The following is a 19245-nucleotide window of genomic DNA, read 5'->3' on the forward strand; positions in this document are numbered from 1 at the left end:
TGGCCGGGTCCTCGCCCACCAGCACCACCGCAAGGCCGGGGGTGATGCCGTGATCGGCCTTCAGGCGGGCCACCGCGCGCGCGACGCCTTCACGAAGCCGCGAAGCAAAGCCCTTGCCGTCGATAAGTGTCGCCGTCATGTCCGGTTCTCCTGTGCTGGTCCTTCAGTCGCCCGCCGCCGCGACAAGCTGGATCTCGACCGGCGCATTGCCCGGCAAGGTCGCCACGCCCACCGCGCAGCGGCTGCCGATCCCGGCGGAACCCAACTGCGCGTGCAGGAATTGCGAGGCGAAATCGGCCAGCGCGGAATGCGCCGTATAGCCCTCTTCGGCCGCGACATAGACGGTCATGGACAGGATGGCCGTCACGCTTTCGCCCGGCGCCAGCATGGAGCGCGCGGCGCGCAGGGCATTGCTGCACGCCAGCACGACCGCCTCGCGCTGGGTTTCGGCCGGCTGGTCCTTGCGGACGGGGCCGTGAAACATCAGCCTGCCGTCCCTGCGCGGCGTCATCCCGGCGGTGAAGATCAGCGCCCCATGCCGCGTCGCCGCGACGTAATCGCCCTGCGGCACCGGGTTGCCGTGGTCCGGGGTTCCCGTCATGCGCGATACCTTTCGACCAGCGCCGCCAGCCGCTCGACCGCCGCGCCGGCTGCCGCGCGATCCTGCGAGAAGTTCAGCCGGATGCTGTCGCCGGCATGGGGGCTGAACTCGGTCCCCGGCGTGACGATGACGCCGGCCTGCACACGCAGGGCGCGGGTGAAATCGGCATGGGGGATGGTCAGCGCGGGCAGGCTGGGGAACAGGTAGCTGCCCGCCTGAGGGGTGCGGGCGAAACAGCCCTCGATCCCGCGAAACAGCGCCAGCAGGTCGTCGCGGATCGCCTGGTGTTGGGCGATGCGGTCCTCCATCCAGCCCTCGGGTTCGTCGAACCATGTCCGCAGCACGGCCTGGCAGTAACCGGCGGCGCGCAGCGACACGATGGCTTGCAGCTTTTCCATCCGCGCGACGATCTCTTTCGACCCGAAAGCCACGCCAAGGCGGTATCCGCTAAGCGATTCCGTCTTGGACGGACCCATGATCGTCACGACGTTTTCCGGGTCGATGTCGGCGGCGCGCAGATGGGTATAGCCGACCCCGGAATAAAGCAGCCGCGAATAAAGCTGATCGACGATCACCACCGCGCCATATTGCGCCGCCAGCGCCGCGATCCGGGCGATCTCGTCTTGCGAATAGACCACCCCCGCCGGGTTGTTGGGGTTCGAGAACAAAAAGACCTTTGCCCCCGCGCGGAAGGCCGCTTCCAGCCCGTCCAGATCCAGCCCGGCCCGGTCCTCGCCCGCCTGGCGGTAGCCAAGCTGGACGGGCAGCATCTCACCCTCGAAAAACTCGACCAGCTTGCGGTTGGCAAAGTAATCGGGCTGGACGATGGCCACCTTGTCGCCCCGCGTCACGGTCGAGGCAACGGCCAGGAACAGCGCGCCCTGCGTGCCCGGCGTGACGATCAGCCCGTCCTGCGCATCGACGGGCGCGCCAGTGAACGCCGCCAGCCGGGCACCGACCTGATCGCGGATGCCCATGTCGCCGCGATATTCGGTATAGGCCTGCGCACCACCCAAGCCGACCCCGGCGGAAAAGGCATCGAAGGCGCCCGGAGTCGGCTCATGCGCATCCACGTCGCCATGCGAGAAATCGACCACCCGCCCCGGCAGCTTGTCGCCCTTCATGAAGGACGCCGCATCCTGGCCCTGGCGGACCTCTTGCCCCGGCGCATTGTCGGTTCCCAGCTTGGCGAACTTGCTTTGAATCGTCATGGTCTCATTCTTTCCCTTAGGCCCTGCGGGTGGACGTTTCCCGCAACCTACGCCGGTTCAAGCCATAAGGAAAACTGGCTTTTGCAGTTTCAGATGATGGGAAAACCTTTGTCCCGAGGATGCCGGTCATGCGGTTTCCCCCTGCCTTTTCGCGGTTTCGGTCAGCGCGTGCCAGAGCGCGGCGGCGAGTGAGCGCATGCCGATCACGGCCAGCCGGTCCTCGGCGCGGCGGATCAGGAAGGTGCCCATGTGATGCAACCCGGTGCGGGTGGCCTGGCCGGGCGCAAAACCGGCGGCGTCGATATTGACCAGCTTTTCCAGCAATGCCCGAATGGCCTCGGGCGGGCCGTCGATCTCGAAAGCGGTCCAGCCGTCAGTCTGTTCGGTGATCGCGCATCCCGGCGCCTCGGCGGCCAATGCGGCGGCGAAACCGCTTTCAGCGCGACCCTCGGACTCGATCATCCACTGGCCGGGGCCGGACCAGAAGGCGGCCACGCCCCCGCCCCCTACCCATGCGCCCGGTCCGGGCAGGGTCAGGCCGAAGGGGATCGGCGCGGGCGCGTCACGAAGGCTCAGCGAGGCCAGCGCGAGGCCCATGTTCTCGGTGATCGTCAGCGCGCCTGCGCGAAGCTGCGCGGGGGCCTGCGCGCCAAGCGCGGTCATGGGGGTCAGGTCAGTCACGAAGGCGTCCTCCGTCCGGGTCGATGAAATGGGGTGAGACGACGCGCATCCGCACGCTCTGCCCCGCCAGCGGGTTGGCGGCCACGATCACCTCGCCCATACGGGCCGCGCCGTTTTCAAGGAAACCCAGCCCGATGGCATGGCCCAGATGCGGGGAATGGCAGGCCGAGGTGATCCAACCCTGATCCGTATCAGTCCCTTGCGGCGCGCCCTCGGTGAACAGATGCGCGCCCGCGACGACCGGGTCGCCGACATCGACCGGCTGCAACCCGACCAGCAGGCGGCGCTCGGCCGCCAGCCCCTCGCGCCGCGACATGACCGCGCCGATGCTGTCCTTCTTCGTGCTGACCATGCGGCCAAGCCCCAGCATCTGCGCCGTGGTCTGGCCGTTCAGTTCATTGCCCGCCGCGTGGCCCTTTTCGATGCGCATGACGCCAAGCGCTTCGGTGCCGTAGGGGGTGACGCCCAGATCCGCGCCCTTCTCGATCAGCCGCGCCATCAGCGCATGGCCGTAGCGCGCGGGCACGGCGACCTCATAGGCCAACTCGCCCGAGAAGCTGATGCGGAACAGCCGCGCCCGCAGCCCGCCGCAGATGGTCAGGGATGCACAGGCCATGAAGGGGAAAGCCGCGTTCGACAGATCGAACCCGTCCACGATGCGTTCCAGCAGGCGGCGCGCATTCGGCCCGGCCACGGCGATCTGCGCCCATGCATCGGTGGTCGAGATCAGATGCACGTCCAGTTCCGGCCAGAGGCATTGGCGCGCGAACTCCATATGCCGATAGACCGGCCCGGCATTGGCGGTCGTGGTGGTGACGACGTAATGCGTCTCGGCCAGCCGGGCGCAGGTGCCATCGTCCCATGCCGTGCCGTCCTCGCGCAGCATCAGCCCGTAGCGGACCATGCCCACCTTCAGGCTGGCCATCGCATTGGCATAGACGCGGTTCAGGAACTCGTCTGCATCCGCGCCCTGCACGTCGATCTTGCCCAAAGTGGTCACGTCGCAGATGCCGACGCCCTTGCGGGTGGCCAGCACCTCGCGGTTCACGGTCTCGCGCCAATGCGTCTCGCCCGAACGGGGGAAGTATTGGGCGCGCATCCACGGACCGGCTTCGGTGAAGACGGCGCCCTGTGCTGTGGCCGATGCATGCGTCGGCGTCAGGCGGCGCGGGCGGAAATGCGCGCCGGTATCGCCGCCGCCAAGGACCGACAGCGAAACGCCGCTGTAGGGCGGGCGGAAGATCGTGGTGCCGGTTTCCGGGATCGGCTTGCCGGTCAGTTCCGACATGACGGCCAGCGCGGTCACGTTGGCGGTCTTGCCCTGATCCGTCGCCATGCCCAGCGTGGTCCAGCGCTTCAGATGCTCGACGGGCCGCATGTTTTCCTGATGGGCCAGCTTGATGTCCTTGACGGTCACGTCGTTCTGGAAATCGACCCAGGCGCGGCCCTTGCCCGGAACATGCCAGAGCGGGTGCAGGTTTTGCGCCGCATCCTCGGCCCGAGGCAGGTCGGGGGCATGGGCCGTGATGCCCAGATCCGCCAGCGTAGCTATGGCGGCCTGCGCACCCGAGCGCAGGGCGGCCCCGGTGCTGCCCTGTCCCGTGACCGCACCGGCGCAGATCAAGCCCTTCGGTCCATCCTTGGGCGGCAGGAAGGCTTGCAGCCCCTCGTCCCAGACCGGGCGCCCGCGATGGTGCGAGGCCAGATGCACATTCGGGTTCCACCCGCCCGAGACGCCAAGCGCGCCGCAGTCGATCCAGCGGCTGCCGTTCCGGGTGGCGACCTCGATCTTGGTCAACCCGAGGCGGCCCTTCGCATTGCCGACCACGCCCGCGATCACCGGATAATCGCCCTGTGCGCGGACCCCCTCGCGCGGGTCGATGACGGCGGCGATCTGAACGCCCTTGGCGGCAAGGTCCAGCGCGGTCCGGTGGCCGTCGTCGTTATTGGTGAAGATCGCGACCCTTTGCGCCGGGCTGACCGCCCAGCGGTTGGCATAGGCGCGCATCGCACCGGCCAGCATGATGCCGGGGCGGTCGTTGTTCTGGAAGGGAATATGCCGCTCGATCGCGCCCGCCGCCAGAACGGCGCGGCGCGCGGTGATCCGCCACAGCGTCTGGCGCACTTGTCGCCCCGGATCGGGCAGGTGGTCCGCAATACGCTCGACCGCGCCATAGATGCCGTGGTCGAAGGCGCCGAAAACGGTGGTGCGGCGCAGGATGCGAAGATTGGGCAGCGCCGCCAGTTCGGCCTCGGTCCGCGCGATCCAGTCGGTCGCGGGGGCATCGTCCAGCGGATGCGTCTCGGCCAGCAGCCGCCCGCCAAGCCGGAAGTCCTCATCGGCCAGGATCACCCGCGCCCCGGCCCGCGCCGCCGTCAGCGCCGCCGCCAGACCCGAGGCACCCCCGCCGATCACCAGCAGGTCGCAATGCAGGAAGCCCTTGTCATAGGCGTCGGGGTCGGGCTGCATGGACAGGCTGCCAAGGCCCGCCGCGCGGCGGATCGCGGGTTCATAGAGCTTTTCCCAGAAGGCGCGCGGCCACATGAAGGTCTTGTAATAGAAGCCCGCCGCGAAGAAGGGCGACATCAGGTCGTTCACCGCCAGCAGATCGAAGCGCAGCGAGCCGATGCGGTTCTGGCTATGCGCCTCAAGCCCGTCGTAAAGCTCGGCCACGGTGGCGCGGGTGTTGGGTTCCTGCCGGGCACCGCTGCGCAGTTCCACCAGCGCGTTCGGCTCCTCGGACCCCGCCCCAACCGGGCCGCGCGGGCGGTGATACTTGAAGCTGCGGCCCATCAGCCGCACGCCGTTCGCCAGCAGCGCCGAAGCCAGCGTATCGCCGGGATGGCCGGTAAGGCTGCGCCCGTCGAAAGTGAAGCCAAGGCTGCGGCTGCGGTCGATCAGCCCTCCGGTCAAACGGGTCATGCCGCACCGCCTTTCAGCTTGACGTCGCGGGCCAGTTCCGCGCCCAGGATCTCATGCGTCACCGTATCGCGGGTCACGACCAGCCAACTGCGGTCGCCCTGTTCGTGGAACCACAGCTCGCGATGCACGCCTGCCGGATTGTCACGCAGATAGACGTAATCGGCAAAGGCGTCGGCGTCGGCGGGATCGGGACGGTCCAGCAGCGCGGCATCGCCCAGATAGGTGAATTCCTGTGCATCGCGCAGGCCAAGAAGGGGATGGGGGATCAGCATGGCAGCCTCAATGCAGGTTCGGTTGGGCGCCCACGCCCTTTTCGTCGATGACATAGCCGCGCGCGAAGCGGTCCAGGCGATAGGCGCGGGCGGTTTCATGCGGGTTGCCGGTGGCCAGCAGATGCGCGAAGGCGTAGCCGCTGGCGGGCGTCGCCTTGAAGCCGCCATAGCACCAGCCCGCGTTCAGATAGAGCCCCTCGACCGGCGTGCGGTCGATGATGGGGCTGCCGTCCATCGACATGTCCATGATGCCGCCCCAGGCCCGCAGCAGCCGCGCCCGCCCGATCATCGGCATCAGGGCCATGCCGCTTTCGGCGACATCCTCGATCATCGGCAGGTTGCCGCGTTGGGCGTAGGAGTTGTAGCCATCCGGGTCGCCGCCAAAGACCAACCCGCCCTTGTCGGACTGGCTGATATAGAAATGCCCCGCACCGAAGGTGATCACGCCGTCGATGGTGGGCTTCAGCCCCTCGGAGACGAAAGCCTGCAAGACATGGCTTTCGATCGGCAGGCGCATGCCCGCGCCGGCCATCACCCGGCTGGACGATCCCGCGACCGCAACGCCGACCTTGCCCGCGCCGATGTAACCGCGCGAGGTCTCGACCCCCAGCACCCGGCCGTTTTCCATGCGGAAGCCCGTGACCTCGCAATTCTGGATCAGGTCCACCCCGGCCATGTCGGCCCCGCGCGCATAGCCCCAGGCCACGCCATCGTGCCGCGCGGTGCCGCCCCGGCGTTGCAGCAGCCCGCCCTTGATCGGAAAGCGCGCATCGTCGAAATTCAGGAAGGGATACATCGCCCGCACCTGCGCGCTGTCCAGCAATTCCGCATCCGCGCCCGCCAGCAGCATGGCATTGCCGCGCCGCCGATAGGCGTCGCGCTGCGCGTCGGTATGGCACAGGTTCAGGATCCCGCGCTGGCTGATCATGGCGTTGAAGTTGAATTCCTGCTCCAGCCCCTCCCACAGCTTCATGGAAAATTCGTAGAAGGGCTCATTGCCCGGCAGCAGGTAGTTCGATCGGATGATCGTCGTGTTCCGCCCGATATTGCCCGACCCCAGCCAGCCCTTTTCCAGCACCGCGATGCGGGCCTTCTTGAAGGTGGTCGCCAGATAATAGGCCGTCGCCAGCCCGTGCCCGCCTCCGCCGACGATGACGTAATCATAGCCCGGCTGAGGATCGGGATTGCGCCACAAGGGCCGCCAGCCCTTGTGGCCCCTGATCGCCTCGGCAAATACCCTGAAGCCTGAAAAGCGCACCATTGCCCCCTGATGACATTGCCCGGACAGGTTATGCGCTTCCTGCTGGATAATTTTATCCATATACGTCATTTCCTTGTCAGAATACGACGAACCTGCTAGCGGAAGGGTCATGAAAACACCCTCGACCATCGGCTTCCTGCTGCTGCCCGGCTATGCGATGATGTCGCTTGCCTCGGCCATCGAGCCGTTGCGCGCCGCCAACCAGCTTGGCAGGGACCAGCGTTATCGGCTGCGCTTCCTGGGCGCCGAGGGCGGTTTCGTCGCCTCGTCCGTGGGGGGTGGCTTCGATTGCACGGCCCTGCGCGATGCCGCGCCCGATCTGGACCTGCTGTTCGTCGTGGCAGGCGGCGACCCGATGCTGCACGATGGCCCGGCGCTGGTTCACGGCCTGCGCAGGCTGGACAGGCGCGGCGTCAGCCTGGGCGGGATTTCGGGCGGCGCCGCCGTGCTGGCGCGGCATGGGCTGATGGGGGGGCGGCGCTTCACCGTCCACTGGACGCATATCGAGGAATTGCAGGAACTGGACCCCGCCTTGCTGATCGAGCGTGCGCTGTATGTCATCGACCGCGACCGCTATAGCTGCGCGGGCGGCGTCGCGGCCTTCGACATGATGCACGCGCTGATCGCCAGCCAGCACGGCGCGGCATTCGCGCATGAGGTCAGCGACTGGTTCATCCATACCCGCATGCGCACGGCGACCGAGCCGCAGCAGCTTGACCCCGCGCGCCGCTACGACCTGCACCACCCAAGGCTGGAGGCCGCCGTGCGCCTGATGGCCACCCATATCGCCGACCCGCTGTCGCTTGCGCAGCTTGCCGCCCTGTCGGGTTGCAGCGCGCGGCAGTTGCAACGTCGCTTTGCCGACCGGTTCGGCACCACCGTTTCGGATTTCTACCGCAACCTGCGGCTGGAAAAGGCCGACGAGTTGCTGCGCCATTCCGCCCTGCCCCTGTCCGAGATCGCCCAACTGACCGGCTTTGCCACGGCGCAGCATTTCAGCCGGTGCTTCCGTGCGCATTTCGGAGCGCCCCCGGCGCGGCGCAGGCGGCAGGGACCGCCCCACCAGCCCCTTGCATGACCGGCCCCCTTGCATAACCGGCCCCGCCCGCGCAATCCTGACGTGCATGGAAAATCTCAAACGCAATCTGCCCCCGCTGACCAGCCTCGTCGCCTTCGAGGCCGCCGCGCGGCTTGGCAGCTTTTCCGATGCCGCGCGCGAGTTGAACGTCACGCGCGAGGCCGTCAGCCGTCAGATCCGCGCGCTCGAGGCGCATCTTGGCCTGTCGCTGTTCGACCGCAGCGCCAACAGCACCGTGCTGCGCGAATGGGGCGCGCGCTATTTCGAAACGGTCTCGGGCAACCTGGAAAACATCGCGCGGGCATCCATCGCGATCCGGGGCGACGAAAACGAAAGCGACCCGCCCGAATTGCAGATCGACCCGGATCAGGAACGCATCCTGATCGTGGACGACATGCCCGCCAATATCCGCCGCTTGCGCGACGTGTTGCAGGACCGATACCAGATCGCCGCCCATACCCGCGCCGAGGACGCGCTGGACTGGCTGCTGGCGGGGGGCGAGGCAGACCTGATCATGCTGGACGTGCGCATGGCCGGGATGGACGGCTATGCGCTGTGCCGCAGGCTGAAGGCGATGCCCGGACTGGCGCGGGTGCCGGTGATGTTCCTGACCAGCCTCGACGCACCCGAGGACGAGACCGAGGGCTTCGCGGTCGGCGCCTGCGACTATATCGCCCGCCCCTTCGCACCTGCCGTCCTGCTGGCCCGCATCCAGGTGCAGCTTGACCTGCGCCGGACCAACCGGGCGCTGGAGGACCTGCTGGAACGCCGCGCCGGACGGCTTGAACGGGCCGAGGCGCTGCTGGCCGACATCCGCGCAAGCCTGTCGGGTTACGACGCCTGACCGCCCCGGCCCGAGGCCAGGCGCAACCGCTCCAACGCCGCCCCGATGCGGGCCATGTCCGGCGGCTGTTCCGACACGGCGCCGCAAAGCTCGGCCGCGCCCAGTTGCAGGGCCGCGCCCCTGATCGCGTGCAGCGCCTGGTCCAGCGGCATCTGCCCGTCCAGCAGGGCGCGCCATTCCTCGATCTCTTCGGGGATGCGGGCCTTCCAGCGCGCGGCGATCGCCCCGTCCCCGCCGGTATTGCGGGCCAGCGCGGTTTCGTCCAGCGCAGGCGTGGCGGCATCCAGGACCGCCGTCAGCGCCCGGCGCAAGGCCGCGCCGGTCACCGGCTTGGGCAGGAAATCCGCAAACCCCGCCCGGCGGCAGGCCCCCCTGGTTTCGGTCGACACATCCGCGCTGGAGGCGATGACCGGAATCGCCAGCCCCCGCGCACGCAATTCGCCCATCAGCGCGATACCGTCCATCTCGGGCATGTGCAGATCGGTGATGATCGCATCCGGCAAGGGCCGGTCAAGCGCCGCCAATGCCGCGCGCGCGCCTTGGGCCAAGGCGACGCGGACGCCCTCGCGGCGCAGCAGTTCGCCCATCACGTCGCGGTTGATCCGGCGGTCCTCGACCAGAAGAACGCGCCTTTCGCGCAAGGCGGGGCCGGGATCGGGCGGCGCGCCCGCCTGCGAGACCGCCAGCCGCAATTCGCGATGGGTCAGCGGCAGCGACAGCGGCATGTCATCCAGCGACAACCGGCCGTCTTTGCAGCATAGCACGCTGCCGTCGGGATCGCCCACCAGGCCCGCGCGGTCCAGCATCCGCGCGATCCGCCGGGACAGGCGGTGGTCGGGCACCCGCACCGCAGGGCGCGGCAGGGCGGGCGGGGTCCGGTCCGCGCCGCCCGCGGCCAGCGGCAGGTCAAGGGTGAACAGGCTGCCCACCCCCCGCCTGCTGCGCAGGGTCAGCCCGCCGCCCATGCCCCTGGCCATCTGCCGCGCGATGGCCAGCCCCAGCCCGGTGCCCGACACCTCGCGCGTGATCGAGGCATCCGCCTGGCTGAACGGCTGGAAGATCAGCGCCTGATCGGCCTCGGCGATACCGCTGCCGGTGTCGAAGACGGAAATCCGCAGCCGGTCGCCGCGACGGCGGATGCGCAGCGCGATCCGGCCTTTCGTCGTGAACTTGACGGCATTGCTGGTCAGGTTCAGCAGGGTCTGGGTCAGCTTTTGCCGGTCGCCGATCACCACCGGCGGGACATCCGCGGCGATGTCGCCTTCCAGCAGCAGCCCGCCCGCGCCGATCAGCGCGCGCGTCTGCGCGATCACCTCGTCGAAAACCGCATCAACGGCGAAGGGGCGGCGCTCGAACACCATGTGCCCTCCCTCCAGCTTGGACAGGTCCAGCACGCTGTCGATGCTGCCCAGCAACTGCCGCGCGGCGCTTTGCATGTCCACCACCTGACGGCGCGAGGACGGGGGCAGCCGGTCGGCCAGCAGCAGCTCGGACAGGCCGGTGATGGCGTTCAGGGGCGTGCGCAGCTCATGGCTCATGTTCGCGAGAAAGGCCGATTTCGCGCGCGAGGCGGCAAGGGCGTCGTTGCGCGCGACCAGCAGTTCGGCGGTGCGCTGATCGACCTCTTCGCGCAGGTGGTCGCGATAGCGTTCCATCTGCGCGACCGTGCGGGAAAAATCCTGCGCCAGCCGCGAAATCTCGTCGTCGCGCGAACCCAGCCTGCGGGCGGCGCGGTCGGACAGGCGGAAGCTGTGCCCCTCGCGCACGGATTGCGCCGCCTGGCTGAGCGCGCCGATGGGCGAGATGACATAGCGCCGGACGAACAGAAACAGCAGCCCCGCCAGCAGCAGGGCCTGCAAGACCGAGGTCAGGACGATGCGCACCGCCTGCCGCGTGAAATCGCCGTAAAAGCCCACCAGCGAAAAGGTGACGTCCAGCCTTGCGATCTGCTGTTCGCGGCCCGGTCCATGCAGAACGACCTGCCGCGTCTGGGTCAGGCGCTCTTGCGGGAACAGGCCCGTTTTCAGCCATGCCGGGGCGTCCGCGCTTTCCCGTTCGACCTGAAAGCGCGGGATCTGGGCGATGCGCAACTGCTCATCCGTCAGCAGCAGGTCCTTGATGGCGATGGAATGGATCAGCGGATCGTCGACCAGGCGGTCCAGGATGGCCTGGACCGTGGCCAGGTCCACGTCCCAATAGGCCCGTTCAAGCTGCGGCGTCGCGGAATAGAGGATGCGCTCGGTGTTGTCCGTCGCCACCCGGATGCTGCGGCGCAGATCGGCCAGCGTGCTGGCGCCGCCCAGGCCGATGCCCGAGACGATGCTGATCAGCGCCCCCGCCAGCACCACCCGGCGCGCGATGCTGCCCGTGCGCATATGCGGTCTCATCGACCCAGCCTTTCGCGCAGGATCGCGGCGATGCGTCCCTCGGCATGCATCCCGTTCAGCACGCGCGCCAGCCGGTCGGATTTTTCCTGCCCCGCCGCATCGCGGTTGAAGCCGACGTAACGGCCCTGGTTGTCCAGCGCGGTGGGCAGGATACGGACCCCGCCCCGGACCCCCAGCCGCCCGATGGCGTGGCGCAGGTTGGCCTCGCCCCCGATGACGACATCGGCGCGGCGCAAAAGCAGCTTGCGCAGGCTGGTTTCATCATCGACCGAACCTTCCCGTTTGAAATGGTTCGAGGAATCGAAGGCGAAGGTATAGGTGAAACCATCGACCACACCGACCGACAGCCCGGCCAGGTCGTCTAGGCCGCCAAAGTCGCGCAGGGGCGAATCCGCCATCACGACGAAAACCATGCGCGTCATGCGCAAGGGGCCCGTCATCAGCCAGCCGCGAAACCGCTCGGGCGTGGGGGAAAGCTGGAAAAGCCCGTCGGCCTCGCCCATGCCGGGGGCCAGCAGGGCGCGCCGCCAGGGCAGCGGCACGAACTCCATCGCGACCCCCAGGCGCAGGGCGGCCTCGGTCAGGATGTCGATATCGACGCCGACGAAGCGGCCATCCACGACATGGTTGTAGGGCGCGAAATCCTGCATCCCCGCCATCACCCACCGTTCGGCATGGCTGGCGCGCAGGACCGGGGGCGCGGCAAGCGCGGCGCCCGTGGCGATCAGCAGGCTTCGTCGTGTCAATCCCAATGTCCGGCACATGCCCGGATGATCGCGCCGCGACCGCTTGCCTGCCACGGAAATAAAGTTGCCGCCACAGGGCAATGTTTTCGTCTCTCACGCTGTGCCGGATTGCTTTGCTAGTCCTGTCATAGACAACGGGAGAAACAAATACATGAAAAAGATCGTTACCGCCGTTCTGGCATCGACCGTCGCGCTGGGGCCTCTGGCCGCCGCCGCCGAAAGCTGCACCAACGCCGGGCTGAAGCGCATCCAGGATCGCGGCACGCTGATCGCCGGGGTCAAGGCCGATTACCGCCCCTGGGGCTATCGCGACAGCGACGGCAGCATCGTCGGGCTGGAAATCGACCTGGCGCAGAAGGTCGCCGATACGCTTGGCGTCGGGCTGGAGGTGGTTCCGGTGATCGCCTCGAACCGGATGCAGTTCCTGCAACAGGGCCAGATCGACGTGATGATCGCCACCATGACCGATACCGCCGACCGGCGCGAGATGGTGGGGATCAAGGGGCCGAACTACTACGCCTCGGGGACGGCCGCGCTGACGCCCAAGGCCGTCGGCATGACGGAATGGAGCGAGTTGAACGGTCGCCCCGTCTGCGGCATCCAGGGTTCGTTCTACCTGCAAAAGATCGAACAGGAATACGGCGCCACCATCTCGGCCTTCGGCAACGCCGCCGAGGCCAAGCAGGCCCTGCGCGACCGCAAATGCGTGGCCTTCGTCTATGACGACACCACCATCAGCGCCGATCTGGCGGGCGGCGGCTGGGACGATTACGAAATCTCGCTGCCGATCGAGGATTTCGCGCCCTGGGGCATCGCCGTCGCCAAGCCCGAAGAAAACTGCGCCCTGGGCCAGATCGTCTCGGGCCTGCAATACGCCTGGCACCGCGACGGCACGCTGATCGAGCTTGAAGAAGAATGGGGCGTCTCGCCCAGCCCCTTCCTGGCCGAGATGCACGAGCGGATGATCGATCCGCTGGCAGAATAAGGCCCCATGCCGATGCTGACGGGAATTCAGGATTTCTTCCGGGAACTGGCCGCCACCTCGCCGCACTGGAACTTCATCTGGATCTACGACCCGATCCAGATGAACCGCGTGCTGAGCGGGCTGTGGATGACGGTCAAGCTCAGCCTGTTCTGCCTGGTGTTTTCCGTCATCATCGGCATCGTCGGGGCATGGGCGCAAGAGTCGAAAAGCCGGCTCTTGCGCGTGCTCGTGCAGGCCTATGTGCAGTTCTTCCGCAATACGCCGCCGCTGATCCAACTGCTGTTCTTCTACTTCGCCCTTGGCCAGTTCACCCCCAGCTACAGCCCCGACGGCTGGCTTGAGGTGCCCATCATCTCGAACGTCGGATGGGCGATCATCGCGCTGTCCTTCTTCGCGGGCGCCTTCAATATCGAGATCTTCCGCGCAGGGGTCGAAGCCGTCCCCCATTCCACGCGCGAGGCGGCGGAGTCGCTGGGGATGTCGCGGCTTCAGACCTATACCAACGTGGTCCTGCCGCTGACGCTGCGGATATCGCTGCCTGCGCTGTCGGCCAACCTGGTCAACCTGGTCAAGACCACCAACCAGGCATTCGCCATCGCCGTGCCCGAGTTGCTCTATCAATCCGTTTCCATCTGGAACGACTATCCTTCCGCCCAGAACCCCACCATGCTGATGATGATGGTCTGCTACCTGGGGCTGGTCGGCCTGCTGTCGGCGGGGATGGGCCAATGGGAACGCAAGCTGAGGATTCCCGGCTATGGCGCATAGATCCCCCGTCCCGACGGCCAGCGGCACCCTGCCCGTCCTGCTGCCCTACAACCCGCGCGGCCCGGCCTATGACGATTTCTTCGCCACGCGCTGGCTGGCCTCGATCCCGGCCTGGTGGCTCCTGGCCCTGGCCGCGCTGTTTCCGGTCATGGCGCTGGCGCAGGCGGGGGCGGCGGAATCGCCCCTGGACAAGCTGGTCCGCTGGGCGCCCTTCCTGTTTCGGCAGGGCTTCATGTTCAACGTGCTGATCTCGGTCCTGGCGATGGGAATCGGGACCGTCGTGGGCGCGTTCATGGGGCTGGCGCTGATTTCGCGCCTGCGTCCGGTCCGGGCCGTCGCGCGGGTCTATGTGACCTTCTTTCGCAATGTGCCCTGGCTGGTCTTGCTGTTCATCGTGCTTTTGTCCTTTCCCTTCCAGTTCAGGGTCTTCGGCACGACGATTCCCTTTCCCGGCTGGTTCAAGACGGTGATCGGCCTTGCCATCCCGGTTTCGGCCAATATCGCCGAGGTGGTGCGCGGTGCCGTGCAATCCGTCCCCACCGCCCAGTGGGAGGCCGCCGAATCCCTTGGCTTCACCCGCCGCCAGGCCATCTGGCAGATCATCCTGCCGCAATGCTTCAAGCGGATGCTGCCGCCCTGGATGAACTGGTATGCGATCCTGACCATGTCCACGCCGCTCTGTTCGCTTCTGGGCGTGGGCGAGATCATCAGCCTGACCCGGCAGGCGATGGAGGCCGAAGGCAACCAGCCCGAACTGCTGATCCCCTTCTACGGCTTCGCCCTGCTGCTGTTTCTTGCCTATTGCTACCCGATCGCCCGCCTGACCATGCGGCTGGAGCGCCGGTTCGCAGTCAAAACCTGAAAGGACGTCCCATGACCGACTGGACCGCCGATCAACCCATCGTCCGCCTGCGCGATGTCCACAAGTCCTATGGCCAGGTCGAGGTCATCCGCGGCATCAGCATGGACGTGATGAAGGGCGAGGTGATCTGCATCATCGGCCCCTCGGGGTCGGGCAAATCCACCCTGATCCGCTGCATCAACGCACTGAACGACATTCAGGCCGGTTCCATCCAGGTCGAGGGACAAGAGGTCCACGATCCCAGGCTGGACAAGCTGGCCCTGCGCCGCAAGGTCGGGATGGTGTTCCAGCAATACAACCTGTTCCCGCACAAGACCGCGTTGCAAAATGTGATGATGGCCCCGATCAAGGTGCTGCGGGAAAAGCCCGCCGAGGTCGAGGCCCGCGCGCGCGCCCTGCTGAAGAAGGTGCGGCTGGAAGGCAAGGAAAACCACTATCCCGGCGAATTGTCGGGCGGCCAGCAGCAGCGCGTCGCCATCGCGCGGTCGCTGGCGATGCAGCCCGACGTGATGCTGTTCGACGAGGTGACGGCGGCGCTGGACCCCGAGACGGTCAAGGAGGTTCTGGTCGCCATCAAGGACCTTGCCGCCGAAGGGATGACCTGCATCCTCGTGACCCACGAAATGGGCTTTGCGCGCGAGGTCGCCGACCATATCTATTTCACCGACCGCGGCGTGATCGTGGAACACGGCCCCCCTGCCGAGTTCTTCACCAAGGCCAGGGACCCGCGCACCCGCGCCTTTCTGGACCAGGTGCTGTAACCGCGCCGCGGCGCTTGCGGCAATTCGCCCGTTCGTTGACGAAGCGTTACCTTTGCCCCCGTCATGGCAAAACCCGCCCCATCCATCGGATCGGGCGGGCTTTCGTTTTCGCGGGTGGTTCAGGGCGGCTCAGCCCGCCAGCCGCCCCATCTGGAACCCCGGCAGCACATCGGCGATGAAATCCGCCGCGTAATCGGACGAGGCCATGTCGAACAGCATGTCCAGCCCCGGCTGGCCGCCCAGGTCATGGCGGATCAGCACCGCGTCCATATGCATCGCGCGGGTTTGCGCCACCGCGCCCGGCCCGAAGACATCGGGGCGGGTGTCGATGGAGGTCAGCAGCGGCAGCGCCTCTGCCACGCCCGGCCCGGTCAGGGACAGCCAGCACCAGCTTTCTTCGCGCCATGCGTCGTAGCCCTTGGGGCCGCTCGCCGCAGCCCAGCCCTGCCGCAACTGCGACAGGCGGGGCGATCCGGTGGCGGGATCGGGCAGGAGGACGACCTCTTCGGCACCCAGCCGGACGACGGTCATGCCATCGGCCTCGGCAGTCTGGTGGATCGTGGGCGGCAGCGGGCAACCCTGTTCCGTCAGCCAGGCAGAGGTGCCGGGGCCGCGCAGGCCGAAGCGCGGCAGCGCCGACAGGTCGATCATCCGGTCCCGGCCATCGGCAGGCCATGCGGCCAACGGGGGCAGGCGGTTGTCAAGCGGCCAGTTGCGGGGGGCGTTCACGCTCATTTACATCTCCTGCCTTGCATTCGCGGCATCGTAGAAGGGCAGCGCGGTAACGGGCGCCTGAACCTCGGCCCCCGCAAAGCCGCGAAGGGTGATCGGCGTGCCCGGCCCGGCCTGATCCGGCGCGACATAGGCCAGCCCGATCCATTTCCCCAGGCTGGGCGAATGGCCGAAGGACGTCACATGGCCGACCGGATCGCCATCCCGCAGCACCAGCGCCGATTCCCCGACCTGCGCCGCATTGTCGTCCAGCGTGAAGCCGCACAACCGGCGCTTGTCGCCAAGGGCGCGGCGCGCCTCGACTGCGGCCTTGCCCATGTAGAAGGGCTTCTTGCGCGACAAGGCCCAGCCCATGCCCAGCTCATCGGGGGTGGTCAGGGCGTCGGTGTCCTGACCGATGATGATATGGCCCTTTTCCAGACGCAGGATGCGCGAGGCCTCCAGCCCATAGGGCCGCAGCCCCAAGTCCGCGCCGGCATCCAGCAGCGCGCCCCACATCCCCGCGGCGCAGGATTGCGGCAGGTGGATTTCATAGCTGAGTTCGCCGGTGAAGCCGATCCGCATGACCCGGACGGGACAGCCCGCCAGTTCCCCCTCGCGTCCGTCCAGGAAGGCGAAACCGTCACGGCTGAAATCCAGCGAGCCGGGCAGCCGCTCCAGCACCGCGCGGGCGTTGGGGCCGGTCAGGTTGATCGCGGCGAAGGCGGCGGTGACGTTCTGGATATCGACATTCATGCCGTGGATGGTCTTTTGCAGCGCCATCTCGGCAAACAGCCGGTCCACTGCGCCGGTGGTGGCGGTGACATAGTAATGGTCCTGCGCCATCCGGTAAGCTACGCCGTCGTCCAGGATCGAACCCATCTCGTTCAACGCCAGGCAATAGCGCACCCGCCCGACCGGCTGCCCGGCATGGGCCATCGTATAGGTCCGGTCCAGAAAGGCGCCCGCATCCGGTCCGCGCACCTCAAGCTTGCCAAGGGTCGAGACGTCCAGCAGCCCCGCCGCTTCGCGCACCATGCGGATCTCGCGGGTGATCGCGTCGGTTTCGCTGCCCTGTCCCGGATAGACGAAGGGCCGCCACCATGCGCCGACCGGCATCATCCGCGCCCCTGCCGCCAGATGCGCGCCATGCAGCGCAGTCAGGCGGCGGCGTTCGGGCGTCGTATCGGCCAGAAGGCCCAGCTTTTCGGGACCGAAGGGTGGGCGGGCGGTGGTGATACCGACCTCGGCCAGGCTGCGCGCGGTCTTGCGCGCCACGATCCGCGCGGTCGTCAGCGCGGCATGGCGGCCCTGCGACGGACCCATGCCGACGGTCGAGTAACGCTTGACCAGTTCCAGTTCGCGGTAACCGTCGGCGACGGCGTTCTCGATGTCCTTGACTTGCAGGTCCTCGTCGAAATCGACGAAATCGCGGCCCTTGGGATGGGCCTGCAAGGGCGGGGCGCGGCGCCATCCGACCGGCGCGGGCGGCAGGTCCTGCGCATCGCCGGCGGCGGCGCGCGCGCCCGCGGCCTCGCCGCTGGCGATCACGGCGGCCAGATCGGACAGCCCCGCCGCCGCGCCGGCCATGTGGATATGGCCCGCCACGTCCACGATGGCGAAATTCGTGCCGCTGTCGTCCGAGGTCAGCCGCGCGCCCGCATGCAGCGCAAGCTGATAGCCCGGCGTATAGCCCCCCGCCATCACCAGCAGATCGCAGTCCAGCGCACTGCGGTTGCCCTTGGCATCCTGGATCTGAACCGATTTCAGATGCAGCCCGCCGCGCGCCTCAAGGATGCGGTGGCCGCGCATCACCGGGATGCCGCGCCGGGTCAGTTCGGCGGACAGGCCGTCGCGATCCTCGGATTCGGGATCGATGACGGCGGCGATGCGCACGCCCGCATCGTCCAGATCCAGCGCCGCCAGATAGCCGTCGCGATCCCCCGCATAGACCACCGCGCGCTGGCCGGGCCGCACGGCATAGTGGCGCATCAGGCGCTGCACCGCCGAGGACAGCATCACCCCCGGCAGGTCGTTGCCCCGGAAGGTCAGCGGCTGTTCATGCGCGCCGGTCGCCAGCACCAGATCGGTGGCGCGGATGCGGATCATGCGGTCGCCTTGCAGGACCGGCAACCAGTTGTCCTGGAAATGGCCGTTGCAGGTCGCCCCGGTCAGCACGGTGACATTGGGCAGCGCCGCGATCCGGTCGCGCAGGGCGGCCAGCCTGCCCGCCGCCCCGGCGGTTTCGACATCAAAACGGGCATAGGTCAGCGCACCGCCCAGATCGGGTTCCTTCTCGACCAGGATCACGCCCGCCCCGGCCTCGGCGGCGCGGATCGCGGCGGCAAGCCCCGCAGGCCCCGCCCCCACCACCAGCACGTCGCAATGGCGCGTTTCCTTGACATAGCGGCGCGGCGCCGGGTCAAGGCTGACGACGCCCAGACCGGCGGATTTGCGGATGATCGGCTCCCACAGCTTCAGCCAGCTATTGCGGCCGGGACCGAAGAAAGTGCGGTAGTAGAACCCCACCGGCAGGAAACGCCCCAGATGGTCGATCACGCGGCCCCGGTCGCGGCGCAGGCTGCCGTTGACGTTCTGGGGGGTGACCGCGATCCCGTCGCCGACCGGGCGCAGATCGGCGCGGACGTTGGTTTCGTCGCCGATCTGGACCAGCGTGTTCGCATCCTGCCCCGCCATCGTCAGGATGCCGCGCGGGCGGTGATACTTGAAGGACCGCGACAGCACCCATTCGCCATTGGCCGCAAGCGCGCTGGCGATGGTGTCGCCGGGATGGGCCGGGATGGGGCGGCCCTCGAAGGTGAAACCGATGCGGGCGCTGCGGTCGATGCGGCTGCCCCAGCCGTTGCCAAGTCTGTTCGTCATGCCTCGCCCTCGGGCTTGTCTGCGTCCGCGCCATTCAGCCAGGTGCGCAGGATTTCATCGGTGATCAGGTTGCGTTCCGCCATGAACACGGTGTTCGAGGGCATATGCCGCCACCATTCGCGGATGACGCCCATCGGGTTCGGCGCGTGGAAAAGGCGGTCGATCAGGTTTTTCCCGGTCGCCTCGGGTGCGTCTTGGACCGGACCAAGCCACTGGAATTCTGAAATATTGCGCGGCCCGTTCAGCGGGCAAACCATCACTTTCATCGCCT

The 19245-nt window shown here is 67.6% G+C and carries 17 protein-coding genes and 1 pseudogene; 6 read left to right on the forward strand and 12 right to left on the reverse strand.

What is annotated here, in order from left to right:
- The 7 genes and pseudogenes from Q0O97_RS06500 to Q0O97_RS06530 form a co-directional block, all read right to left on the reverse strand.
- Positions 1–139: pseudogene (locus Q0O97_RS06500) on the reverse strand (bifunctional methylenetetrahydrofolate dehydrogenase/methenyltetrahydrofolate cyclohydrolase); the annotation flags it as partial.
- 24 nt (positions 140–163) lie between these two features.
- Complete coding sequence (locus Q0O97_RS06505; protein ID WP_294926433.1) at positions 164–601, reverse strand: RidA family protein; 438 nt, start codon at positions 599–601, stop codon at positions 164–166.
- Complete coding sequence (locus Q0O97_RS06510) at positions 598–1812, reverse strand: pyridoxal phosphate-dependent aminotransferase (RefSeq protein WP_294926435.1); 1215 nt, start codon at positions 1810–1812, stop codon at positions 598–600. Before Q0O97_RS06510 ends, Q0O97_RS06505 begins: the two co-directional genes overlap by 4 nt.
- 126 nt (positions 1813–1938) lie before the next feature.
- A complete protein-coding gene (locus Q0O97_RS06515) occupies positions 1939–2493 on the reverse strand; it encodes a sarcosine oxidase subunit gamma (protein ID WP_294926437.1) in 555 nt (184 codons plus the stop codon).
- Positions 2486–5416, reverse strand: coding sequence for a sarcosine oxidase subunit alpha family protein (locus tag Q0O97_RS06520; RefSeq protein WP_294926439.1), 2931 nt, complete (start codon positions 5414–5416; stop codon positions 2486–2488). Before Q0O97_RS06520 ends, Q0O97_RS06515 begins: the two co-directional genes overlap by 8 nt.
- The gene (locus Q0O97_RS06525) at positions 5413–5688 is read right to left on the reverse strand and encodes a sarcosine oxidase subunit delta (protein WP_294926441.1); all 276 of its coding nucleotides are present in this window, start codon (positions 5686–5688) and stop codon (positions 5413–5415) included. The genes Q0O97_RS06520 and Q0O97_RS06525 overlap by 4 nt, the downstream gene beginning before the upstream one ends.
- A 7-nt stretch (positions 5689–5695) precedes the next feature.
- Positions 5696–6946: a sarcosine oxidase subunit beta family protein gene (locus tag Q0O97_RS06530; RefSeq protein WP_294926554.1), complete on the reverse strand. Its 1251-nt coding sequence runs from the start codon at positions 6944–6946 to the stop codon at positions 5696–5698.
- Positions 6947–7058: 112 nt separating this feature from the next.
- On the opposite strand from Q0O97_RS06530, the gene Q0O97_RS06535 reads away from it, so the two are divergent.
- Complete coding sequence (locus Q0O97_RS06535; RefSeq protein WP_294926443.1) at positions 7059–8027, forward strand: GlxA family transcriptional regulator; 969 nt, start codon at positions 7059–7061, stop codon at positions 8025–8027.
- Between the two features lie 46 nt (positions 8028–8073).
- On the forward strand, positions 8074–8871 hold the full coding sequence (locus tag Q0O97_RS06540) for a response regulator (protein WP_294926445.1): 798 nt from the start codon (positions 8074–8076) through the stop codon (positions 8869–8871).
- Here the strand turns inward: Q0O97_RS06540 and Q0O97_RS06545 are convergent.
- Positions 8859–11258 (reverse strand): ATP-binding protein, encoded by a 2400-nt coding sequence (locus tag Q0O97_RS06545; RefSeq protein ID WP_294926448.1) that lies wholly within the window; start codon positions 11256–11258, stop codon positions 8859–8861. The two genes, Q0O97_RS06540 and Q0O97_RS06545, sit on opposite strands and share 13 nt — an antisense overlap.
- A complete protein-coding gene (locus Q0O97_RS06550; RefSeq protein WP_294926450.1) occupies positions 11255–12004 on the reverse strand; it encodes a transporter substrate-binding domain-containing protein in 750 nt (249 codons plus the stop codon). The genes Q0O97_RS06545 and Q0O97_RS06550 overlap by 4 nt, the downstream gene beginning before the upstream one ends.
- Before the next feature lie 151 nt (positions 12005–12155).
- Here Q0O97_RS06550 and Q0O97_RS06555 point away from each other — a divergent pair, with 151 nt between their 5' ends.
- Genes Q0O97_RS06555 through Q0O97_RS06570 form a run of 4 tightly spaced genes read left to right on the forward strand, consistent with a single transcriptional unit; the run spans position 12156 to position 15380 of the window.
- Positions 12156–12989, forward strand: coding sequence for a transporter substrate-binding domain-containing protein (locus Q0O97_RS06555; RefSeq protein ID WP_294926452.1), 834 nt, complete (start codon positions 12156–12158; stop codon positions 12987–12989).
- A 12-nt stretch (positions 12990–13001) separates the two neighbouring features.
- The gene (locus Q0O97_RS06560; RefSeq protein ID WP_294926454.1) at positions 13002–13757 is read left to right on the forward strand and encodes an amino acid ABC transporter permease; all 756 of its coding nucleotides are present in this window, start codon (positions 13002–13004) and stop codon (positions 13755–13757) included.
- Positions 13747–14619 carry an amino acid ABC transporter permease gene (locus tag Q0O97_RS06565; RefSeq protein WP_294926456.1) on the forward strand — a complete coding sequence of 291 codons (873 nt, stop codon included), beginning with the start codon at positions 13747–13749 and terminating at the stop codon, positions 14617–14619. Before Q0O97_RS06560 ends, Q0O97_RS06565 begins: the two co-directional genes overlap by 11 nt.
- 11 nt (positions 14620–14630) lie before the next feature.
- The gene (locus tag Q0O97_RS06570) at positions 14631–15380 is read left to right on the forward strand and encodes an amino acid ABC transporter ATP-binding protein (RefSeq protein ID WP_294926458.1); all 750 of its coding nucleotides are present in this window, start codon (positions 14631–14633) and stop codon (positions 15378–15380) included.
- Between the two features lie 129 nt (positions 15381–15509).
- Here Q0O97_RS06570 and Q0O97_RS06575 read toward each other — a convergent pair whose 3' ends face one another.
- From Q0O97_RS06575 to Q0O97_RS06585, 3 genes are read right to left on the reverse strand one after another with little or no spacing between them, the layout of a single operon-like run.
- Positions 15510–16115: a hypothetical protein gene (locus tag Q0O97_RS06575; protein ID WP_294926460.1), complete on the reverse strand. Its 606-nt coding sequence runs from the start codon at positions 16113–16115 to the stop codon at positions 15510–15512.
- Positions 16116–18974, reverse strand: a complete 2859-nt coding sequence (locus Q0O97_RS06580) for a 2Fe-2S iron-sulfur cluster-binding protein (RefSeq protein WP_294926462.1) — start codon at positions 18972–18974, stop codon at positions 16116–16118.
- Complete coding sequence (locus tag Q0O97_RS06585) at positions 18971–19240, reverse strand: sarcosine oxidase subunit delta (RefSeq protein ID WP_294926464.1); 270 nt, start codon at positions 19238–19240, stop codon at positions 18971–18973. The genes Q0O97_RS06580 and Q0O97_RS06585 overlap by 4 nt, the downstream gene beginning before the upstream one ends.
- Positions 19241–19245: the final 5 nt, after the last annotated feature.

It is taken from the genome of uncultured Paracoccus sp. (assembly GCF_945915435.1).
Taxonomy (GTDB): Bacteria; Pseudomonadota; Alphaproteobacteria; order Rhodobacterales; family Rhodobacteraceae; genus Paracoccus.

What these genes read in the sequence shown, in the direction of transcription:
- Q0O97_RS06505 (WP_294926433.1), bottom strand. Translation starts at nt 601, where the DNA reads ATGACGGGAACCCCGGACCACGGCAACCCGGTGCCGCAGGGCGATTAC.
- Q0O97_RS06510 (WP_294926435.1), bottom strand. Translation starts at nt 1,812, where the DNA reads ATGACGATTCAAAGCAAGTTCGCCAAGCTGGGAACCGACAATGCGCCG.
- Q0O97_RS06520 (WP_294926439.1), bottom strand. Translation starts at nt 5,416, where the DNA reads ATGACCCGTTTGACCGGAGGGCTGATCGACCGCAGCCGCAGCCTTGGC.
- Q0O97_RS06525 (WP_294926441.1), bottom strand. Translation starts at nt 5,688, where the DNA reads ATGCTGATCCCCCATCCCCTTCTTGGCCTGCGCGATGCACAGGAATTC.
- Q0O97_RS06535 (WP_294926443.1), top strand. Translation starts at nt 7,059, where the DNA reads ATGAAAACACCCTCGACCATCGGCTTCCTGCTGCTGCCCGGCTATGCG.
- Q0O97_RS06540 (WP_294926445.1), top strand. Translation starts at nt 8,074, where the DNA reads ATGGAAAATCTCAAACGCAATCTGCCCCCGCTGACCAGCCTCGTCGCC.
- Q0O97_RS06545 (WP_294926448.1), bottom strand. Translation starts at nt 11,258, where the DNA reads ATGAGACCGCATATGCGCACGGGCAGCATCGCGCGCCGGGTGGTGCTG.
- Q0O97_RS06555 (WP_294926452.1), top strand. Translation starts at nt 12,156, where the DNA reads ATGAAAAAGATCGTTACCGCCGTTCTGGCATCGACCGTCGCGCTGGGG.
- Q0O97_RS06560 (WP_294926454.1), top strand. Translation starts at nt 13,002, where the DNA reads ATGCTGACGGGAATTCAGGATTTCTTCCGGGAACTGGCCGCCACCTCG.
- Q0O97_RS06565 (WP_294926456.1), top strand. Translation starts at nt 13,747, where the DNA reads ATGGCGCATAGATCCCCCGTCCCGACGGCCAGCGGCACCCTGCCCGTC.
- Q0O97_RS06570 (WP_294926458.1), top strand. Translation starts at nt 14,631, where the DNA reads ATGACCGACTGGACCGCCGATCAACCCATCGTCCGCCTGCGCGATGTC.
- Q0O97_RS06575 (WP_294926460.1), bottom strand. Translation starts at nt 16,115, where the DNA reads ATGAGCGTGAACGCCCCCCGCAACTGGCCGCTTGACAACCGCCTGCCC.
- Q0O97_RS06580 (WP_294926462.1), bottom strand. Translation starts at nt 18,974, where the DNA reads ATGACGAACAGACTTGGCAACGGCTGGGGCAGCCGCATCGACCGCAGC.
- Q0O97_RS06585 (WP_294926464.1), bottom strand. Translation starts at nt 19,240, where the DNA reads ATGAAAGTGATGGTTTGCCCGCTGAACGGGCCGCGCAATATTTCAGAA.